This is a genomic window from Bosea vaviloviae, from assembly GCF_001741865.1.
GTDB lineage: Bacteria > Pseudomonadota > Alphaproteobacteria > Rhizobiales > Beijerinckiaceae > Allobosea > Allobosea vaviloviae.
This window is the reverse complement of the sequence record NZ_CP017147.1, coordinates 2,984,144-3,003,472: the sequence shown is the minus strand read 5'-3', so window position 1 is coordinate 3,003,472 and position 19,329 is coordinate 2,984,144. Positions and strand designations below refer to the sequence as shown.

Genomic DNA, 19,329 nt, shown 5'->3' with positions numbered 1-19,329 from the left:
ATGATGCTGACCGATCGGAAGGGGCTGTTTGCGGGTGCCCTCGTCACTCCTACGGGTATCGCGGCCATTGGAGCAGCAGCTGGCGCCGACGCGATTGTTGCCCAACAGATCTACGATTTCTGTCGACGGACCTTTGGCGGTGGAGGCGGAAGCTCTGGTCCACGGAGAGAAGATACGCCGGATTGTAGGAGAGAATGGGAAATCGCCGAGCGTGTTTGTCAAAATGAGCTAAGCAAGCCGCCTTATATGCGAGATCGTCGAGTTACAGGTGGTCACCGAACTATAGCTGGATGCGCAAAAGGTCATGTCAGCGAACGCTGTGGCGGAAATGCCATCGATTGAGATAAATGCATTGGAGTCAATGACAATGGTTAGTGATGCAGATTTGGATGAGGCAATTATTTCGTTTCTTTCTAAAGAATCTTTGAAAACAGCTATGATAATATATTTAGTTGGCGAGAAATTTAGTAATACAAACTCAGAATTTTTCGATATGATTGAAAAACGTATATCGTATCTGATAGAAACTGATCGCATAAAATTATACGGCACTTTGTCTAAGTGGAGATCTAGTGAATTGTCTTTAAAGTAGTATTTAAATGCAGTTTACAATGCATCGTCAAATGATGAGTGCAACTGGAGCGTGGTTGAGTGCCTGTCGCAGGCGAGCGTCGGCGGAACGCTGTACACCGACGACCTTGTTCGTCCACGCCGACCATCTCGACCGGCCGGTCCGGATGACCAATGCCAGCCAGGCTCTGGTCTGGGCCGCCGGCCGCAAGCTTTCGCGCCAAAGCGGCGCCGATGATGTCGATCTTCAAGCCATGTCCTTGCGCAAAAATGGCTGAAGGCCCGCCATCAGGCCGACAACCCGTTCTGCTTGCGCAGGCTTTTGTCGAAGGCGAATTCGGGGACGAAACGGCGCAGCAAGCTGACCTGGCGCGCCATTTTTCCCGCCGCATAGCGCCGCTTCGGAGCAGAAGCGGTCGCGGCTTCGAGGATCGTCCTTGCGACGACCTCAGGCTGATCGCCGGCTTCGATCGCTGTCCGCATGATCGTGTTCATGCCGTCCCGCGCAGCGTCGTAGATCTCCAATAGCCGGTCGGGCCTGACGAGATTCTCTTCAAACGACGTCCTTGTATAGGCCGGCTCGACCAGCACGACCCGAATACCAAATCCGCGCAGCTCGTGGTCGAGCGATTCGGAATAGCCTTCAACGGCATGTTTGGTGGCCGCATAGAGCGCCGAATAAGGCGCCGGAATCAGGCCCAGCAGCGAACTCAGATTGACGATCCTGCCCAGCCTTTGACGGCGCATCACCGGCAGCACGGCGTTGGTGACGCGCAGGACACCGAAGACGTTCACATCAAACAGCGCCTGCGCCTGCGCGATCGAGGATTCCTCCGCGCCGCCGAGCAGCCCGATGCCGGCATTGTTGACCAGCAGGTCGATGCGTCCGGCCCTGGCCAGCACCTCATTGATCAGCTTCGCCACGGACTCGTCATCGGTCACGTCGCAGGCCAGCATGGTGACGCCCTCGAGGTTATCGGAGGCTGCGAGGCTTTCGGAGGCTGCACCACGGCTGGTTCCGAAGACGCGATAACCCGCACCCTGCAAGGCTTTGGCCGTCGCGCAGCCGATGCCGGAGGATGCCCCCGTCACCACGGCGACGCCGGGACTGATTGTGTTCATGGAAATCGTCTCTTTCAGGCCAGGCTCCTCAGGATGAGGGCTGAAATTTCCAAAATGGACTCTCAGGGATTGCGGCAATTGCGCTGCGCGCCTTAACCCAAGACATCGTCATTGGCGCCGTCCCGGCTGTGCGGCGCCCGTGGACGATTGCGGCAGCACGCTCTCGGCAGCAGCCTGCAGGAACCGCTTCGACATCTGCTCGTCGTTGACGGCGCGTGCGAGGAGCACCGCTCCGACCATCGTCGAGAGAATGGCCATGGCCTTGCCGTCCGGCTCGCCGCCCTCGGCCAGCTTGTCGTCGGTCGACTTGTCGTCGGCCGGCTTGCCGACCCAGCCAGCCATCATGTCGAGATAGTCCTTGATCCCGGCCTCGAATGACGCCTTCACGTCGGGGCCCTGCCTGGCGGCATCGGAACCCAGCGCGACGACCGGGCAGCCATCCGTCTTCTCGGCGCAATGACCCATGCTGAGATAGAATTCGACCACGGCCGATAGCGGGTCTTCAGGGTTGGCCCCGGCAGCGGCCGACCATCTGCCCAAGGCGCTCTCCAAGGCGCGCCTGGAGGCCTGCGCGGCCAGGTCGTCCTTGGATTCGAACTGCTTGTAGAAGGCGCCCTGCGTCAGCCCGGCACCGGCCATCAGATCCTTCAGGCCGATGCCGTCAAATCCATGCTCCCGGAAAAGCCGACTTGCCGCATCGATCACCGCTTGCCGGTTTTCCTGCGCCTGAACACGACTGACCCGCATTGCCGATCTCCATAATTAGATTGCGTTCGACATCTATAATCGATATAGAGTTCGAACGCAATCTAATTGGCAAGCGGGCGATGAGCAAGAAGGCTATGGGCAAGCAGGCGATGGGCAAGAGAAAGAGATCGGTGATCGTCGCAGGGAGCGTTGTGCTCGCAGCCGCAGTGGTGGCAGCGTTCGTCGTGCTCTCGGCGCGCCCGCAGAAGGCTTCTGCCGTGAGCGACCCGCGGCAGCATGCTCCGATCGTCAGGCTGGTTGCGGCAACACCTGTCGCCGAAGCCGAACGCCGCTTCACCGGCGTCATCGCTCCCAGGGTCCAGAGCAATCTCGGCTTCCGCGTTGCCGGCAAGATCGTCGAACGGCTCGTGAATTCCGGCCAGGCCGTGACAGTCGGCCAGGCGCTGATGCGGATCGACGAGACCGACCTGCGGCTCGCGCTCACCGCAAAACGCAATGCCGCTGCGGCGGCGCGCGCCGTCCTGGTTCAGGCGAGGGCTGACGAAAAACGCTACGCCGTTCTGGTCAAGGACGGGTTCGCTGCGAGCCCGCAACGCTACGAACAGGCAAAGGCGGCGCTGGACACAGCCTCAGCGCAGCTCGCCGCCGCGGAAGCGGACGAGAAGGTCGCGGAAAACGGATCGAGCTATTCCCTTCTGGTCGCCGATGCCGATGGCACGGTTGTCGAAACCCTCGGTGAGCCGGGACAGGTCGTCACCGCCGGCCAGACCGTCATCAGGCTGGCCCAGGCCGGCCCTCGCGAGGCAGTCGTCGCACTGCCCGAGACGATCAGGCCGGCCATCGGCTCGGCGGCCGTGGCCAGCCTCTATGGCAGCGAGGCTCGCCGCTACGCCGCCACGCTCCGGCAATTGTCGGATTCCGCGGATGCCCAGACCCGCACCTATGAAGCGCGCTATGTGCTTGATGGCGAGGGCGCGGCAGCACCGCTCGGGGCAACCGTGACCATCCGGCTGGCAAACCAGGCGAGCCAGCCGGAGATGGAAGTGCCGCTCGGAGCGGTCCTGGATGACGGCCAGAAAACCGGTGTCTGGCTGATGGATGAAGCGACCTCGACGGTGAGGTTTCGCCCCGTCAGGCTGGTGCGCGTGACCAGCGAGACTGCCGTGATCTCCGGACTGAGGGCCGGCGAGCCGGTCGTTTCGCTCGGTGCTCATCTTCTGACGGACGGCGCCGCCGTCCGGACCGGTGTTCAGGCACAGGCGGCGAGCCGATGAGCTTCAATCTTTCAGCGATCGCGGTTCGCGAGCGAGCCGTCACCCTGTTCTTCATCATTCTGCTGGCGGCCGCGGGCCTCTACGCATTCGTCAAGCTGGGACGGGCGGAGGATCCGTCCTTTACGATCAAGAGCCTGACGGTCACCGTCGCATGGCCCGGCGCGACCGCCCGCGAGATGCAAGACCTCGTCTCCGAGCCGCTCGAGAAACGTATCCAGGAGCTGACATATTACGATCGCGTCGAAACCATAGCGCGTCCCGGCTTCGCCTTTCTCACGATCACGTTGAAGGACAGCACGCCTCCCTCGGCCGTCGAACAGGAGTTCTATCAGGCCCGCAAGAAGCTGGGAGACGAGGCCCGCAACCTGCCCCCGGGCGTGCTCGGACCCTTCGTCAACGACGAATTCTCCGATGTCAGCTTCGGCCTCTACGCGCTCAAAGCCAAGGGCATGCCGATGCGCGAACTGGCGCGTCAGGCCGAGGTCATCCGTCAGGACCTTCTGCATGTGCCCGGCGTCAAGAAGATCAACATTCTCGGCGAGCGGCCCGAACAGATCTTCGTCGAGTTCTCCTATACCAAGCTCGCAACCCTCGGCGTGTCCGCACGCGACATCGCCAGTGCGCTGCAACGCCAGAATACCGTCACGCCGGCGGGCTCCATCGACACGCGCGGCCCGCAGGTCTTCGTCCGGTTCGACGGCGCCTATGACAGCATCCAGGCGATCGCCGACACGCCGATCGCCGCCGGCGGACGGACGCTGAAACTCTCCGATGTTGCGGATGTCCGCCGCGGCTATCAGGACCCGGAGACCTACATCATCCGCCATGACGGCGAACCCGCCATCATGCTCGGCGCGGTGATGCAGCTGGGCTGGAACGGGCTGGAACTGGGCAAGGCGCTCGAAGCGCGATCGAGCGCGATCGCCGAGCGGCTTCCGCTCGGCATGACGCTCGCGAAAGTCAGTGACCAGGCCGTCAACATCGAAGCCGCGGTCAGCGAGTTCATGCTGAAATTCGCGATGGCGCTCGGCGTCGTGCTGTTCGTGAGCCTTGTCGCCCTGGGCTGGCGCGTCGGCATCGTCGTCGCGCTCGCGGTGCCGCTCACCCTTGCCGTCGTCTTCCTCATCATGCTGGAAACCGGCCGCTTCTTCGATCGCATCACGCTCGGCGCGCTGATCCTCGCGCTGGGGCTGCTGGTCGACGACGCCATCATCGCCATCGAGGTGATGGTGGTGAAGATGGAAGAAGGCATGGACCGGATCAAGGCGGCTGCCTACGCCTGGAGCCACACCGCAGCGCCGATGTTTTCGGGCACGCTGGTCACGATCATCGGCCTGATGCCAGTCGGCTTCGCCAGTTCGAGCGCCGGCGAATATGCCGGCAATATCTTCTGGGTCGTCGGCTTCGCGCTGATCGTCTCGTGGATCGTCGCGGTGGTCTTCACCCCCTATCTCGGCGTCAAGATGCTGCCGGACATCAAGCCGGTCGAGGGTGGCCATCACGCCATCTACAACACGCCGAACTATCGGCGCCTGCGCAGCGTCATCAAGTTCACCGTGCGCCACAAGTTCGTGACCTGCGCCGTCGTCGTGGTCGCCATGGGCCTCTCCGGGCTCGGCATGGGCGCGGTGAAACAGCAGTTCTTCCCGACATCCGATCGCCCGGAGGTGCTGGTCGAGGTCCGCATGCCGGAAGGTACCAGCATCGAAACGACGACGGCCGCGGTCGCAAAAGTCGAACGTTGGCTGAAGGATCAGGCCGAGGCGAAGATCGTCACGAGCTATGTCGGCCAGGGCGCGCCGCGCTTCTTCTTCGCCATGGCGCCGGAACTGCCGGACCCGGCCTTTGCCAAGCTCGTCGTGCTGACCGCGAATGCCGAAGCGCGCGAGACGCTGAAGCATCGGCTGCGCGATGCGATATCGGAGGGCCTCGCGCCCGAAGCCTTCATCCGCGTCACGCAGCTCGTGTTCGGACCCTACACGCCGTTCCCCGTCGAATTCCGCGTCATGGGGCCCGATCCGGCGCAGCTTTACCAGATCTCCGAAAAAGCCCTCGGCCTGATGAGGGGCGTCGCCGATGTTCGGCAGGCGAACCGGGACTGGGGCAACCGTTCTCCCGTGCTGCGTTACATTCCCGACCAGGACAGGCTCAATCTGATCGGGCTGTCGCCGGCAGAGGCAGGCCAGCAGATGCAGATGCTGGTCAGCGGTATCCCGGTGACGCAGGTTCGCGAAAATATTCGCAACGTGCCGGTCGTCGCCCGCAGCGCCGGCGAGAACCGTTTGGACCCGGCAAGGCTGGCCGATTTCTCGCTGATGAGCCGGGATGGCCGTCAGGTACCGCTCGATCAGATCGGGCGCTCCGAAATCCGGTTCGAGGAGCCGATCCTCAAACGCCGCGATCGCACGCCGATCATCACGATCCGCTCCGACATCAACGAGGCGACCCAGCCCCCGGAGGTCTCGAAGCAGGTCATGAAGGCCCTGCAGCCCCTGATCGCTTCGCTCCCGGTCGGCTACCGCATCGAGATGGCCGGCAACATCGAGGAATCGATCAAGGCCAACGATGCGCTCGCCAAGATCTTCCCGGTGATGATCGCCGCCATGCTGATCGTCATCATCCTGCAGGTCCGCAGCCTCTCGACGATGACCATGGTCATGCTGACGGCGCCGCTCGGGCTTGCCGGGGTGGTTCCGATGCTGATCGCCTTCGACCAGCCCTTCGGCTTCAATGCCATACTGGGCCTGATCGGACTGGCGGGCATCCTGATGCGCAACACGCTGATCCTGACCGAACAGATCCAGGAAAACCAGGTGGCCGGCCTCGACGATTATCACGCCGTGATCGAGGCGACGGTGCAGCGGACGCGGCCGGTCATCCTGACCGCGCTGGCAGCGGTCCTGGCCTTCATTCCACTCACCCATTCGGTGTTCTGGGGATCAATGGCCTACACGCTGATCGGCGGCACGGCGGCCGGGACCGTGCTCATCCTGCTCTTCCTGCCGGCCCTCTATGCCACATGGTTCCGGATCAAGCCGACGGCGGACGGGAACCATGAGGTTTCAACGGGGGAACCAGAACTGCGACCGGCACTGGCTGCCGAGTAGGGTTCCGTGGTGGAGTTTGGTTCGTCGATAATCCAAGCCAGTAAATCGAGCCAGATGACATTGCTCAGCCGTAGATTTATCCACCAGGGGTGTCTGACGATGAAACGCCTTACAAATTCGATTATACAAATTTTATTCGGCTTTGTTGTTCTTGCTCTGGCAAATTCTGCAAGTGTCGCGCAGACGAAAGCTACAATTCGGAGCACTGGAACCGAACGTCCGGAATCGATCATCTATATCGGAAATAGTTTCTTTTATTTCAACAACGGCATCAGTGGCATGGTTGCAAGAATCCTCGCATCTGCCGACCCTAAATACAAACTACGCTCGACACTCGTGACAATAAGTGGCTCCGGCTTCGATTGGCACGATGTTGGCTCGTATTTCCGCCCTGATGCGGTGGGGCGCTACACGATAGACGACAATAATGTTGTGACATTCAACCAGCCGAACCGCCTATTCGACCTGGCGATTATGATGGATTGTAGCCAATGCCCGGTTCATCCGAGGCTGCAAGGCATATTCTACGAATACGCAAAAATACACGCGGAGACTGCAAGAAAAAATGGCTCGGAGCCGGTTTTCTTCATGTCATGGGCCTATCTTGATAAGCCGGAGATGACTGAACAACTCGCCGAAGCCTACACCCGCATCGGAAATGAGAACAAGGCCCTGGTTATTCCTGCAGGGCTGGCATTCGCCAGATCTGTCAAAGAGCGCCCCGATATCCGCCTGTACATTGCCGACAAGCGGCATCCGACCATGGCGGGAACCTATCTGGCTGCCTTGACTATTTATGCTGCAATCTTCAAGAAAAGTCCGGTCGGAATCAGTTATACAGCCGATTTAGGCGAGGAATCAGCCCGATTTTTGCAGAAAGTTGCGTGGGATACCGTCAGTGATTATTTGGCGCCTTGATCGCCATCATGCTCCGGGTGCGCGCGTTCTCGATGATGGCGATGGCGATGCTGACCGCACCGCTGGGCGTGATCGGCCCGCAACGCCAACAGCTCAGGCATACGTCGCCAGAGCGTTTTCGCCAGGCCGTCATTGCGAGCGAAGCGAAGCAATCCAGGAAGGCTCGCTCTGCCGCCCTGGATTGCTTCGTCGCTCCGCTCCTCGCAATGACGGTGTGGCTCAGGCTAAATCCTCCCTGAGAGCATTGCTCGCGCGAAAAACCGGCTGCCGCTTTTTCGCAGCCCGCTCTAGCGGCCGGCCGAGCGGTGGCGAATGGCGCGCTCCAGCGACAGGAGCCCGCCATTCGCCAGCACCGCGAAAAGCGCCAGGAACACGCCGATCGCCATGATCGTGTCGAGGTCGCCCAGGCCCATCGCGTTGACGGCGGTGAAGCCCAGGCCGCGCTTCGAGGCGAACATCTCACCGATCAGGACGCCGAGCAGGCTCAGCGAGAAACCGATCCGGATGCCGGCGACGAGTTCGGGAATGATCGCCGGCAGCACGACTGATCGCACCACTTCGAACGCACTGAGCCGCATCACCTTGGCCGTGCGCAGATAGACCGGCTTCAACTGGGTGATGGCGTTGCGCGTCAGGAGCGTGATCGGCACGAGCCCATGCATGATGCCGAAGGCGACCTTCGCCGGCATGCCGAGCCCGAAGATCAGCAGGACCAGCGGATAAAGCGTCACCTTCGGCAGCGAGTAGAACGTCACCAGGATCGGTTCCATCACCTCGCCGACCGGCCGCAGCAAAGCGAGCACGACGCCGAGCCCGATGCCGAGCACGATCGACAGCACCAGCGCCCAGGCGAAGGCCGTGCCGGTCTCGACGACGTCGAGCCAGAAGCGGCCGCTCCCCATCAGTACGACGAGCCGCGCCAAGGTCGCGGCGGGCGAACTGATCGCGCCCGATGCGGTGGCGAGGTGCAGACCCTGCCAGCACAGGATCAGGACCAGGGCCAGCACGATCGGCGGCACGACGTTTCGCAAGGCTTCACCTGGCAGAGTTTTGCTCGGCATGGCTTTGCTCGGCATCTTGGACCTCAGCGGCGCAGGCGCGATTGCAGGCGGCGGTCGAGCCTGTCGAGCGTCATATTGACGAGCGTGACCGCGATCACGATCAGCAGCATCAGCCCGTACATCTGCCGGTTTTCAAAATTATTGTAGGCATAGGCGATGGCGTAGCCGAGCCCGTCGCCCGAGAGGATGAACTCCGAGGCGATGACGCCGATGAAGGAGTAGGCCACGCTCAATCGCGCCCCGGTGAAGAAATACGGCGCCGCCGCCGGCAGCTGGATCATGAGCGCGGTCTTGACCGGCGACAGGCGCATGATCCGGGCGGTGCGCAGCAGCACGGTCGGAATCCGGTCGAGGCCGTTCATTGTGGCGGTGATCATCGCCACGATCGAGAGCAGCACGGCGATGGCGATGATGGCGGCGCTGTTGACGCCAAACAGCACGATGAAGACCGGATAGAAGATGAAGGTCGGCACGGCGTAATAGCTCGCGAGATAGGGCTCGACCGCGCGCCGCAGAAAATCGCTGGCGTGGATCGCCACGCCCAGCACGAACCCCGCCGCAATCGAGATCACGACCGAGATCATCACATTGGTCAGGGTCAGGAGAATCGCGCGGTTGAACTCGCCCGACCACAGGATGTCGCTGAGGCTGCCGACCATCTCGCTGGGCGGGATGATCACGGTCCTGGCGACCCAGCCCAAGGCGCAGGCCAGTTCCAGCGCCAGCACGCAGGCCAGCACGACGGCCAGGGTGACGAGCGCGCGATATTTCATCGCGGTCCGGCGCCTTGCGTCTGCATGTGCTTCATCGTCTCGGCTCGCAGCTTCTCCCAGATTCGGCCGGTCATCTCACCGAAGCGCGGATCGGCGACGATCCGGCTGTCGCGGTCGCTTGGCCAGCCGGTCTCGATGATGTCGATGAACAGGCCCGGCCGCGCCGACATCACCCCGACGCGATCGGCCAGCATCGCGGCCTCGTCGAGCGAATGCGTGATCAGCAGCACGGTCGCCTTGGTCTCGCGCCAGAGCCGCAGCAATTCGTCGCCCATGATCAGCCGGGTCTGCTGGTCGAGCGCGCCGAAAGGCTCGTCGAGCAGGATCAGCCGCGGCTGCAGCACGAGCGTGCGTGCGATGCAGACGCGCTGACGCATGCCGCCCGAGAGCTGCGCCGGATAGGATTGCCGGAAATCGCGCAGGCCCATGAAGCCGACGGCGTAATCGACCCGGCGGTCGATCTCGGCCTGGCCGATTCCGGCCCGCTTCAGGCCGAAGGCGACATTGGCCTCGACCGTCAGCCAGGGAAACGAGGCGTCCTCCTGGAAGACGACGCCGATGCCGTCGGGCACGCCGGCGATCGGCTTGCCCTCGAAGCTCGCCGTGCCATCGCTGGGCGGGCTCAGCCCCGCCAGCACGTCGAGCAGCGTCGATTTTCCACAGCCCGACGGGCCGACGACCGAGAAGAACTCGCCCTGCCGGAGGTCGAGATCGATCGGCCCCAGCGCATGCAGCGTCTTGCCGCCGCCGGGAAACCGGTAATGGCGCGTCACGCCCTTGAGGCTCGCGGCCGGCGGCTCGGCTGCGGCTTTCGGCGCGTCGCGTGACGCCATGGCGACGACCGTCATTGGTCGGCCTTGAGGTCGGCCGGCAGGAAGGAGCGGTCGATCAGCGCCCCCCAATCCGGCAAGGCGGAGATTTCGCCGACGAGCTTGAGGCCCTCGCCGATCCGGTTCAGCTCGGCCATGCTGAAGGCGCCCTCGCTCCACATCTGCGGCTCGATCATGTTCAGCATCGCAACCTTGGCCAGGCCCGGATCCATGTTGAACTGCTTGGCGACCATGTCGGAGGCGGCTTCCGGCGCGCGGTAGATCGCCTGCACGCCCATGCGGCGGCCGGCGATCAGGGCCTTCAGCTGCTCGGGCTTGGCCTTGGCGAAGTCGCGGGTGGTGATGCCGACCGAGGTCGTCATCGCCGGCAGCAAGCCCTTGGCCGCGATCACCGTGCGGTAGCGATCCTTGCGCAGGATCGAGAGCGGCTCGATCAGGACGGCGGCCGAGACGGCTCCCTGCTCCAGCATGGTCAGCCCCTGCGTATAGCCGCCCGACGCGATGCGCTGGATCTTCGAGGCGTCGATGCCCTTCGCCGCCAGCTCCATCAGGAAGACCATTTCGGAGGTCGATTTCGGCGAGGTGATCGCGACCTTCTTGCCGACGAGGTCCTCGAGGCTCTTGATCTCCGAGTTCGGCATCGTCACGAGGCTGGCCTCGGCGACCGTGCGGGTGCCGGAATGGATCAGCACGATCGGCAGCCCCTGCCTGGCGGCCGCCAGGGCAGCGGCCGTGGCGACCTCGCCATAGGGCACATCGCTCGCCAGGATGTTGCGAACGCTGGTGCCGCCGCCACCCGAACCGATCACGCCGGTCACGTCGATGCCGGCCTTCTTGAAATCGCCCTGCTCGATTGCAACAGCCACCGGAGCGCCATAGAGGCTCGCGCCCCATTGCGTGATCGAGATTTCGACCGCGCCAGCCGGGCCGGACAAGATCGAGGTCGCAGCGAAGGCGAACGCCGCCACCAGGGATCGAGCGCTCCTGCGTGTCCTGAAAGCCATACGATTTCTCCCGAAAATCGCCGCCCGTGCTCCGAAGGGGAGGACGCGGCCGCAGTTGATAGCCAAGACTCGTGGATAGCCAAGCCCGGCGGTGCTCAGACCGTCTCGAAAACCTCGCTCAGCGTGATGCCCGATCGTCTCGACGACAATTCGATGGCCGCGTCCAGATCGGCCGCTCCCGTCGCGTGAATGGTGTAGAGCGCCCCGCCTGCCGCGACGCGCTGTCCGACCGAGGTCGCAAGATCGATGCCTGCGGCCTTGACCGCCGGCGCGCCGGCGCTGCGCGCGACGCCGGCCAATTGCCAGCCGTCGATGGCGGTGACGTGGCCCGCCTGCGCGGCCCGCACGATATGGGTCAGGGGTCCCGGCTCGGTCCGGGCCGTGCGTCCCTGCGCCGCTACGATGCGGTCGAAGCGCTCGCGTGCCGCGCCCGACGCCAGCAGCGCCTCGGCGCGCGCCCGTCCGCGTGTGGAATCGCCGATCGCGGGATCGAAGGACAGGATCTCTGCGGCGAAGGTCAGGGCCTTCTCGCGCAGGTCACTGGGCGCCGCCGGGTCGCAATCCAGCACCAGGCCGACATCGCGCAGCTCCAGAGCGGGCCCGATGCCGCGGCCGATCGCACTGCTGCCGTCAGTGCCCAGCGCCCGCACCGTGAGGCCAAGCCCGACGCCGACCAGCTCGAAGACGCGGCAGAGTTCCCGGGCATCAGCCAGGGTCTTCAGCTTGGCGTTGGGGCCATAGGGACAATCGACCGCGACATGGGTCGATCCCGAGGTCCACTTCTTCGACATGATCGAGGCGACCGACCAGCGGTTGCTGTCGAGGCCGAGCGGCCGCGTGATCGCATTGACCACGTCGTCGAGCGCGGAATGGTTGAGCCGGCCGTTCCAGGCGATGCAGGCGCCGGTCTGACGCACGACGCGGGCGACATCGGCAGCATTCAGGTCGACCCGGCAGGCGGCTTCCATCGCATCGGCCGTGCCCGATGCCGAGGTGATGGCGCGCGACGAGGTCTTCGGCATCAGCAGCCCGTGGGCGGCGACGATCGGGACCACGATCAGGGTGATGCGGCTGCCGGGAATGCCGCCGAGCGAATGCTTGTCGACGACGATCGGCGCGTCCCAGGCGATCCTGGCCATGAAGCGGCAGCGCGCCTGCGCCACAGCGACGACCTCGACATCGTCGAGGTTCTGGATCGTCTTGACCAGGAAGGCCGAGACCTCACTCTCGGGATAGCGATCCTCGACGATGTCGCGGAACAGCGTCTCGTATTCGTCGGCGCAGAGGCGCCCGCCATCGATCTTGCGGCAGAGCAGCGCGCGGCTGCCGGGTGTCGGCGTCCGCCTGATCGAGACCCTGTGGCCCTCCGGCAGCGCGAGCGCAGCGAAGGCCTCGACCGAGAGGCCGATCTCGTCATCACCGAGAAGCGTGCCCGGCTCGACCATGCTGACCGCGGCCCGCACGCTGCGCCCGCCGGCCATGAGCTCGATGCGCCCGCTGCCCGCATAGGTCGCGGCCGGCACCGCGCTGCTGTCCAGCGGCAGGAAGGCCATGTTCGTGCGCCCCGCATGGATCGGCATGCGGCGCAGCGCCATGCGCGCGGCGGCGGTCTCGATCGCCGCGACAAGTTTTTCGATCCCGGCCTCGACACTCGCATCGTTGGCGACCGTCAGGAGCTCGATCCCGTCCGGCAGCGGATCGGGGCTGCGGTCGAGGCGCAGCTCGATCTCGGCGGCGCTCTCGCGGCCACGCGCCAGGAGGCGCTCCCGCAATCTTGCGCGTGGCGCCGTGATCTCGATGACGACGAGGCGCGGCACGATGTCCATGAGCCCCGCCAATGCCCCGCGCGAGCCATTGGCGACGACATGGCGCCCGGCCTCCAGCTCGGCGCGCAGCTCAATCGGCAGCCCATAATTCAGCCCATGCGCCTGCCAGCGATGCAGGAAGCCGCCGGCCGCGGCATGGCGTTCGAATTCTTGGGGAGAGACGGGCTCGTGATCCTCGCCCGGCCCTTCCGCACGCGTGATGACCCGCCGGCAGGCGACATAGCGGCCTGACGCTGCAAGAGCTGGCGCGGCAAGAGCTGGTGCGGCAAGACCTGACGCCGAAAGAGTGGTCATCGCGCCGGCGATCAGCGTGTCCTTCCCGACACCGCTCGCACCAACAATGACGAAGAGAATGCCGGGTTTCATCGGGTTTCGTCCGCCTGCCTCGTCAGCGCGGCTCGTCGAGGCCGATATCGACCGCCGGCGCCGACTGCAGCGGCCGGCTCGTCGAGACGTAGTCGACGCCGGTCTCGGCGATCGCGGCGATCGTATCGAGCCTGATCCCGCCCGAGGCCTCCAGCGCCGCCCGGCCAGCGACGAAGAGGACGGCCTCGCGCATCGCAGGGATCGCCATGTTGTCGAGCATGATCACATCGGCGCCTGCCGCCAGAGCCTCGCGGACCTGCTCCAGCCGGTCGCATTCGACCTCGATCTTGGTCAGCGCCGGAACCTTCAGCTTCGCCCGGCGAACCGCCTCGGAGATGCTGCCACAGACCGCGATGTGGTTGTCCTTGAGCATCACGCCATTGTCGAGGCCGAGCCGGTGATTGAGCGCACCGCCGCAGGCGGAGGCATGCTTCTCCAGCATCCGCAGGCCCGGCGTCGTCTTGCGGGTATCGAGCAGCCGCGCCTTGGTGTGGGCGATGGCGGAGGCATATTTCGCGGTCTCGGTCGCGATGCCCGACAGACGCTGGACAATGTTGAGCGCCACGCGCTCGGCGGTGAGCAGAGCCTGGGCCGGCCCGCTGACGATCATCAGCACCGCGCCCTTGTCGACGGCTTGTCCGTCCTCGACCTTCAGCTCGATCTGGCAGGACGGCTCGTAGCGCGTGAAGACGGCGGCGGCGACCTCTATGCCGGCGACCGTGATCGGCTCGCGCGCATTCATGTGAAAGGTGGCCCGGGCTTTCGGATCGATCATCAGCTGGGCCGTCAGGTCGAAGAAGCCAATGTCCTCCGCCAGCCAGAGGTCGATCATGCGAAGTGCGGAGAAGCGGTCATACATGCGTCTTGCCTCACGATGATTCGAACAGGTTGGATGCGAACGGGTTGCCTAAAAGAAGAGAGTGTACCCTGTTTAGAGGATGGAGCCTTGCCGGCCCAAGGACGCAGCTCCGCGCAGACACAGGGATCCATCCTAGCGCGTCGTTCTCGGGCTTGCCCCGAGAATCTCGGGCCGGAGGAGGCTTGGTCAAAGGGAGCCCTTCCATCACGAGATGGCCCCTGAGCGGATCATGCACGGCTCTCCCGTCGCGGGCGTGATGAAGCGAAGTGCCCGATGAAGGGCGCGGGGAACCCTTCTCCCGGATGGGAGAAGGGCAGGGATGAGGGTGTGCCGCTGATTGTTGAGGCGCGAACCGCGCCGCAGCGCGGGCTTCATCCTGAAAGCGCAGGACATGATGCGGAACCGCTTGCGCGATCTGGTTGTCTGGCCTGCCCTCATCCCTGCCCTTCTCCCACACGGGAGAAGGGTTCCCCGCGCCTGTCTCATTCGTCACCGCCCGCTGGAAAGCCTTCAATGAAAGGAGCTTTTCGATCGGGCGCTCGCGGCGAACTGGACAGTCATGGGGCAAGCCCAGATCAAGTCATCACACCTAACGCGGATGTTCCCGTCGCCAGGTCTCGGGCCGCTCGAAGTCGAGCGCCCAGAGCCCGCGCCCGGCCGCCCTCGCCTGCTCTTCCTCGCTGCGGTAGCCGCCATAGGCGACCGCCTGGCCCTGCCGCACCAGCTCGGCGTTGATGTCGATCTCGCCGACACGGCAATGAGCGAGGCCGCGGCCATAGCGATCGATCTTGCCGATCTCGCAGGTGACGAGGCCACGCTCCAGCAAATCAGACAAAGCGCGGCGCGCTGTACGTCCGCAATCGACCGGCCTGCCCGCCTTGGTCGTGCAGCTCTGGCGATATTCGGGCGCATCCAGCCCTTCCAGGCGCAATTCCTCGCCGTTCAGCCGCAGCGAATCGCCGTCGATCGCCTGCGCCGCGCCGGTCAGCATGCGCGCAGGCCCGAGCCGATATTGCAGCACGGCGCCCGCTATCGCCAATAAACCAAGGATTCCAAGGGCGACCACGAGATCGACCAGCCGGCTGACGCGCCGCCAGCCGAAGGGGCCTGACCTGAAACGACCGAATCCGAAGCGCGCCATCAGGAAGAGCTTAACGATTTACCGACCATGATGGCGAGCCGGCGGTGCATCCTGCGCTGCCGGGCGAGGACATTTTTGCTTCGATCATGGCGGAAGTCACGGCTGAACAGGTGCAACGCGGGCGTGGGCCCGACCCGAACGCATTGGCGCGCCGCAAGCTCGTCACGCGCGAGGTCAAGTCGGTGCGCGAGCGGCTGACCTCCTCGACCGGCCTCGAGCGCGCCTTCGACTACGAATTGCTGCGCCTGTTCGCGCAATACCGCATGAACGGCACGGTCGGCACGCTGGTGCTGGCGCTTTGCATCGCGGCGGCGGCCTGCCTGTGGACACCGATCTCCAGGGTCGCGCCCTGGGTCGGCGCCGTCATCCTCAGCTCCCTGGTCATCGTGATCCTGTGTCGGCGTTTCCTGGCGCAGGAGACCGGCGATGTCCGGATCGGGCTGTGGCGCCGTCTCTTCGCCCTGGCAGAAGGGGTCCATGGCTTCACCTGGTCCCTGATCCTGTTGCTGTTCGCGCAGAGCAGCGCGCCGGGCGCCAAGGTCTTCGTCACCACGACCCTGCTGATCGTCAGCGCGCTGACCGTGATGCTGTCGGCCTCGATTCCGATCGCGGTCTATGCCGGATTGCTCCCGATCACCGTCGGCATCGGCCTGTTCTTCTGGGGCCGCAGCGACATCGACAGCGTGACGATGGCGCTGATGGCGGCTTCCGCCCAGTTCTTCTTCATCTTCCTGGCGAACCGGCTCTATGCCAGCTCGGTCTCGACCATCGAATTCCGCGCCGAAAAGGACGCGCTGATCGCGGAGCTGGAAACCGCGACCGCCAATTCCGACGAGGCCAGGCGCAAGGCGGAGGAAGCCAATCTCGCCAAATCGCGCTTCCTGGCCACGATGAGCCATGAGTTGCGCACGCCGCTCAACGCGATCCTGGGCTTCTCGGAGGTGATGAAGAACGAGGTGTTCGGCGGGCACGCCAATGCCGCCTACAAGGAATATTCCGCCGACATCCACGGTTCGGGCCAGCATCTGCTCGAACTGATCAACGAGATCCTCGATCTCTCGCGCATCGAGGCCGGCAAATACGAGCTGAACGAGGAGGCGCTCTCGCTCGCCGCCATCGCCGATGATTGCCGCCACATGCTGAACCTGCGCGCCAAGGCCAAGGGCCAGACGATCCGCGAGGCGATCGAGCCGCATCTGCCCAAGGTCTGGGCCGATGAGCGGGCGATCCGGCAGGTGGTGCTGAACATCCTCTCCAACGCGATCAAGTTCACCCCGCAGGGCGGCGAGATCTCGATCAAGGTCGGCTGGACCGCCAATGGCGGGCAATATGTCTCGATCACCGATACGGGACCGGGCATCCCGGAGGATGAAATCCCGATCGTGCTGCAGACCTTCGGGCGCGGCTCGCTGGCGATCAAGACGGCCGAGCAGGGCTCAGGCCTCGGCCTGCCGATCGTGAAGGGGCTGATCGACCTGCATAGCGGCGGCTTCCACCTGAAATCGAAGCCGCGCGCCGGAACCGAAGTGACGATCACGCTCCCGGCCGAGCGGGTGATGGATACGCTGGCGGCCCTGCCGGAACCGACGACGCGGGCGGCTTGAGGGGAGAGGGGCGAGTAGCGAATGGCGAGTGGCGAATAGAACCACTCTCACTATTCGCTACTCGCTACTCGCTACTCGCTATTTCGCCTGAAGGAGCGAGTAGCGAATAGAGCCACTCTCACCATTCGCTACTCGCCATTCGCCACTCGCCCCTCCCCCCACTCAATCCACGACCCGGACCGCACCTTTGGCTGCGCTCGTCGTCATCGCGGCATAGGCCTTGAGCGCGGTCGTGATCTTGCGCTTGCGCGGCGCGGCGGGCTTCCAGGCGTCCTTGCCCTTGGCCTCCATCGCGGCGCGCCGGCGCGCCAGCTCCTCCTGCGAAACCTGCAGGCTGATGCCGCGGTTGGGGATATCGATCGCGATGATGTCGCCGTTTTCGACGAGACCGATCGCGCCGCCCTCCGCGGCTTCAGGCGAGACATGGCCGATCGAGAGGCCGGACGAGCCGCCCGAAAAGCGCCCATCGGTGACCAGCGCGCAGGCCTTGCCGAGCCCCTTCGATCTCAGATAGCTCGTCGGATAGAGCATTTCCTGCATGCCCGGCCCGCCGCGCGGCCCCTCATAGCGAATGACGACGACGTCGCCCTCCCGGACCTTGCGGTTGAGAATGCCCTCGACGGCGGCGTCCTGGCTCTCGAAGATCACCGCCGGCCCGGAAAAGCTCAGGATCGAGGCGTCGACGCCGGCCGTCTTCACGATGCAGCCGTCGAGCGCGATGTTCCCGGAGAGCACGGCGAGCCCGCCATCCCTGGAATGGGCATGATCCTTGTCGCGGATGACGCCGCCGGCGCGATCGAGATCGAGCTCCTCGAAGCGGCGCTCCTGGCTGAAGGCGACCTGCGTCGGCACGCCGCCCGGCGCTGCGCTGTAGAATGAGCGCACTGCCTCGCTCTGCGTCCGGGTGATGTCCCAGCGCGACAGGGCCTCAGCCATCGTCGCCGCATGGACCGTCGGCAGCGAGGTGTCGATCAGCCCGGCGCGCTCGAGCTCGCCGAGGATCGCCATGATGCCGCCGGCGCGGTGGACATCCTCCATATGGACGTTGGCGACCGAGGGCGCGACCTTGCACAGCACGGGCACACGCCGCGACAAGCGGTCGATATCGGCCATGGTGAAAGCGATCTCGGCCTCATGGGCGGCGGCGAGCAGATGCAGCACCGTATTGGTCGAGCCGCCCATGGCGATGTCGAGCGTCATCGCGTTCTCGAAGGCCTTGAAGCTCGCGACGTTGCGCGGCAGCACGCTCGCATCGTCCTGCTCGTACCAGCGCCGGGCGATGTCGACGATCAGGTGCCCGGCCTCGACGAAGAGGCGCTTGCGGTCGGCATGCGTCGCCAGCACCGAGCCGTTGCCCGGCAGCGCCAGCCCCAGCGCCTCGGTCAGGCAGTTCATCGAATTGGCGGTGAACATGCCCGAGCAGGAGCCGCAGGTCGGGCAGGCGGAGCGCTCGATCACATCGACTTCGCTGTCGGAATATTTGCTGTCGGCGGCGGCGACCATCGCATCGACGAGGTCGACCTTCTTGAGCACGCCCTCGGCGATGTACTTGCCCGCTTCCATCGGCCCGCCGGAGACGAAGACGGCGGGGATGTTGAGCCGCATCGCCGCCATCAGCATGCCGGGCGTGATCTTGTCGCAGTTCGAGATGCAGACCATCGCGTCGGCGCAATGGGCGTTGACCATGTACTCGACGCTGTCGGCGATGATCTCGCGCGAGGGCAGGCTGTAGAGCATGCCGTCATGGCCCATCGCGATGCCGTCATCGACCGCGATGGTGTTGAACTCCTTGGCGACGCCGCCGGCCTGCTCGATCTCGCGGGCGACGAGCTGGCCGAGATCCTTGAGATGGACATGGCCCGGCACGAACTGGGTGAAGGAGTTGACCACGGCGATGATCGGCTTGCCGAAATCGCTGTCCTTCATGCCCGTGGCGCGCCACAGGCCGCGCGCGCCGGCCATGTTGCGGCCCTTGGTGGTGGTGTCGGATCTCAGCTTCGGCATGATTCACCCTCTCCGCCCGGGAGACTGGACGTCAAAACAATCGCCGGCACTCATCAAAGAGTGAGAGCAGGATCGACGCGAAAAACCGGTCTCCACTTTTTCGCATCCTGCTCTAATCGCTGCGCCGCCGCCGGCAAAATTGAATTCTTCGATTTCCAGGAT

General features: G+C 64.4%; 17 protein-coding genes. 7 read left to right on the top strand and 10 right to left on the bottom strand.

The window, feature by feature from the left end; all coding sequences use genetic code 11:
- The first annotated feature begins 304 nt into the window (after nt 1-304).
- Both BHK69_RS32000 and BHK69_RS31995 read left to right on the top strand, forming a co-directional pair.
- A complete protein-coding gene (locus BHK69_RS32000; protein WP_148663408.1) occupies nt 305-592 on the top strand; it encodes a hypothetical protein in 288 nt (95 codons plus the stop codon).
- A gap of 55 nt (nt 593-647) precedes the next feature.
- Nucleotides 648-848, top strand: coding sequence for a hypothetical protein (locus tag BHK69_RS31995; protein ID WP_148663407.1), 201 nt, complete (start codon nt 648-650; stop codon nt 846-848).
- Nucleotides 849-858: 10 nt separating this feature from the next.
- On the opposite strand, the gene BHK69_RS13805 is transcribed toward BHK69_RS31995, so the two are convergent.
- Nucleotides 859-1,692, bottom strand: a complete 834-nt coding sequence (locus BHK69_RS13805) for an oxidoreductase (protein ID WP_069690604.1) — start codon at nt 1,690-1,692, stop codon at nt 859-861.
- 108 nt (nt 1,693-1,800) lie between these two features.
- The gene (locus BHK69_RS13800; protein ID WP_069690603.1) at nt 1,801-2,439 is read right to left on the bottom strand and encodes a TetR/AcrR family transcriptional regulator; all 639 of its coding nucleotides are present in this window, start codon (nt 2,437-2,439) and stop codon (nt 1,801-1,803) included.
- A gap of 110 nt (nt 2,440-2,549) precedes the next feature.
- Between BHK69_RS13800 and BHK69_RS13795 the strand changes: the two genes are divergently transcribed.
- The 4 genes from BHK69_RS13795 to BHK69_RS13780 all read left to right on the top strand — a co-directional run bounded on the left by BHK69_RS13795 (nt 2,550) and on the right by BHK69_RS13780 (nt 7,938).
- The gene (locus BHK69_RS13795) at nt 2,550-3,674 is read left to right on the top strand and encodes an efflux RND transporter periplasmic adaptor subunit (protein ID WP_069693640.1); all 1,125 of its coding nucleotides are present in this window, start codon (nt 2,550-2,552) and stop codon (nt 3,672-3,674) included.
- Complete coding sequence (locus tag BHK69_RS13790) at nt 3,671-6,781, top strand: efflux RND transporter permease subunit (protein WP_069690602.1); 3,111 nt, start codon at nt 3,671-3,673, stop codon at nt 6,779-6,781. The genes BHK69_RS13795 and BHK69_RS13790 overlap by 4 nt, the downstream gene beginning before the upstream one ends.
- Before the next feature lie 99 nt (nt 6,782-6,880).
- Nucleotides 6,881-7,699, top strand: a complete 819-nt coding sequence (locus tag BHK69_RS13785) for a hypothetical protein (RefSeq protein WP_069693639.1) — start codon at nt 6,881-6,883, stop codon at nt 7,697-7,699.
- On the top strand, nt 7,696-7,938 hold the full coding sequence (locus BHK69_RS13780; protein ID WP_069690601.1) for a hypothetical protein: 243 nt from the start codon (nt 7,696-7,698) through the stop codon (nt 7,936-7,938). The genes BHK69_RS13785 and BHK69_RS13780 overlap by 4 nt, the downstream gene beginning before the upstream one ends.
- A gap of 48 nt (nt 7,939-7,986) precedes the next feature.
- Here BHK69_RS13780 and BHK69_RS13775 read toward each other — a convergent pair whose 3' ends face one another.
- From BHK69_RS13775 to BHK69_RS13745, 7 genes are all read right to left on the bottom strand, one after another.
- A complete protein-coding gene (locus tag BHK69_RS13775; protein ID WP_069693638.1) occupies nt 7,987-8,760 on the bottom strand; it encodes an ABC transporter permease in 774 nt (257 codons plus the stop codon).
- Between the two features lie 23 nt (nt 8,761-8,783).
- Entirely contained in the window at nt 8,784-9,533 is a 750-nt protein-coding gene (locus tag BHK69_RS13770; protein WP_069690600.1) for an ABC transporter permease, read from the bottom strand.
- Entirely contained in the window at nt 9,530-10,381 is an 852-nt protein-coding gene (locus tag BHK69_RS13765) for an ABC transporter ATP-binding protein (RefSeq protein ID WP_069690599.1), read from the bottom strand. Before BHK69_RS13765 ends, BHK69_RS13770 begins: the two co-directional genes overlap by 4 nt.
- Nucleotides 10,378-11,331, bottom strand: a complete 954-nt coding sequence (locus BHK69_RS13760; protein ID WP_199579141.1) for an ABC transporter substrate-binding protein — start codon at nt 11,329-11,331, stop codon at nt 10,378-10,380. The genes BHK69_RS13765 and BHK69_RS13760 overlap by 4 nt, the downstream gene beginning before the upstream one ends.
- Before the next feature lie 131 nt (nt 11,332-11,462).
- Nucleotides 11,463-13,559: a thymidine phosphorylase gene (locus tag BHK69_RS13755; protein ID WP_069690597.1), complete on the bottom strand. Its 2,097-nt coding sequence runs from the start codon at nt 13,557-13,559 to the stop codon at nt 11,463-11,465.
- A 22-nt stretch (nt 13,560-13,581) separates the two neighbouring features.
- The gene (gene nadC, locus BHK69_RS13750; protein WP_069690596.1) at nt 13,582-14,418 is read right to left on the bottom strand and encodes a carboxylating nicotinate-nucleotide diphosphorylase; all 837 of its coding nucleotides are present in this window, start codon (nt 14,416-14,418) and stop codon (nt 13,582-13,584) included.
- 589 nt (nt 14,419-15,007) lie between these two features.
- Nucleotides 15,008-15,559 (bottom strand): thermonuclease family protein, encoded by a 552-nt coding sequence (locus BHK69_RS13745; RefSeq protein ID WP_083269377.1) that lies wholly within the window; start codon nt 15,557-15,559, stop codon nt 15,008-15,010.
- A gap of 86 nt (nt 15,560-15,645) precedes the next feature.
- Here BHK69_RS13745 and BHK69_RS13740 point away from each other — a divergent pair, with 86 nt between their 5' ends.
- The gene (locus BHK69_RS13740; protein WP_069693636.1) at nt 15,646-17,163 is read left to right on the top strand and encodes a sensor histidine kinase; all 1,518 of its coding nucleotides are present in this window, start codon (nt 15,646-15,648) and stop codon (nt 17,161-17,163) included.
- A 162-nt stretch (nt 17,164-17,325) separates the two neighbouring features.
- On the opposite strand, the gene ilvD is transcribed toward BHK69_RS13740, so the two are convergent.
- Nucleotides 17,326-19,167 carry a dihydroxy-acid dehydratase gene (ilvD, locus tag BHK69_RS13735; RefSeq protein ID WP_069690595.1) on the bottom strand — a complete coding sequence of 614 codons (1,842 nt, stop codon included), beginning with the start codon at nt 19,165-19,167 and terminating at the stop codon, nt 17,326-17,328.
- Nucleotides 19,168-19,329 lie beyond the last annotated feature (162 nt).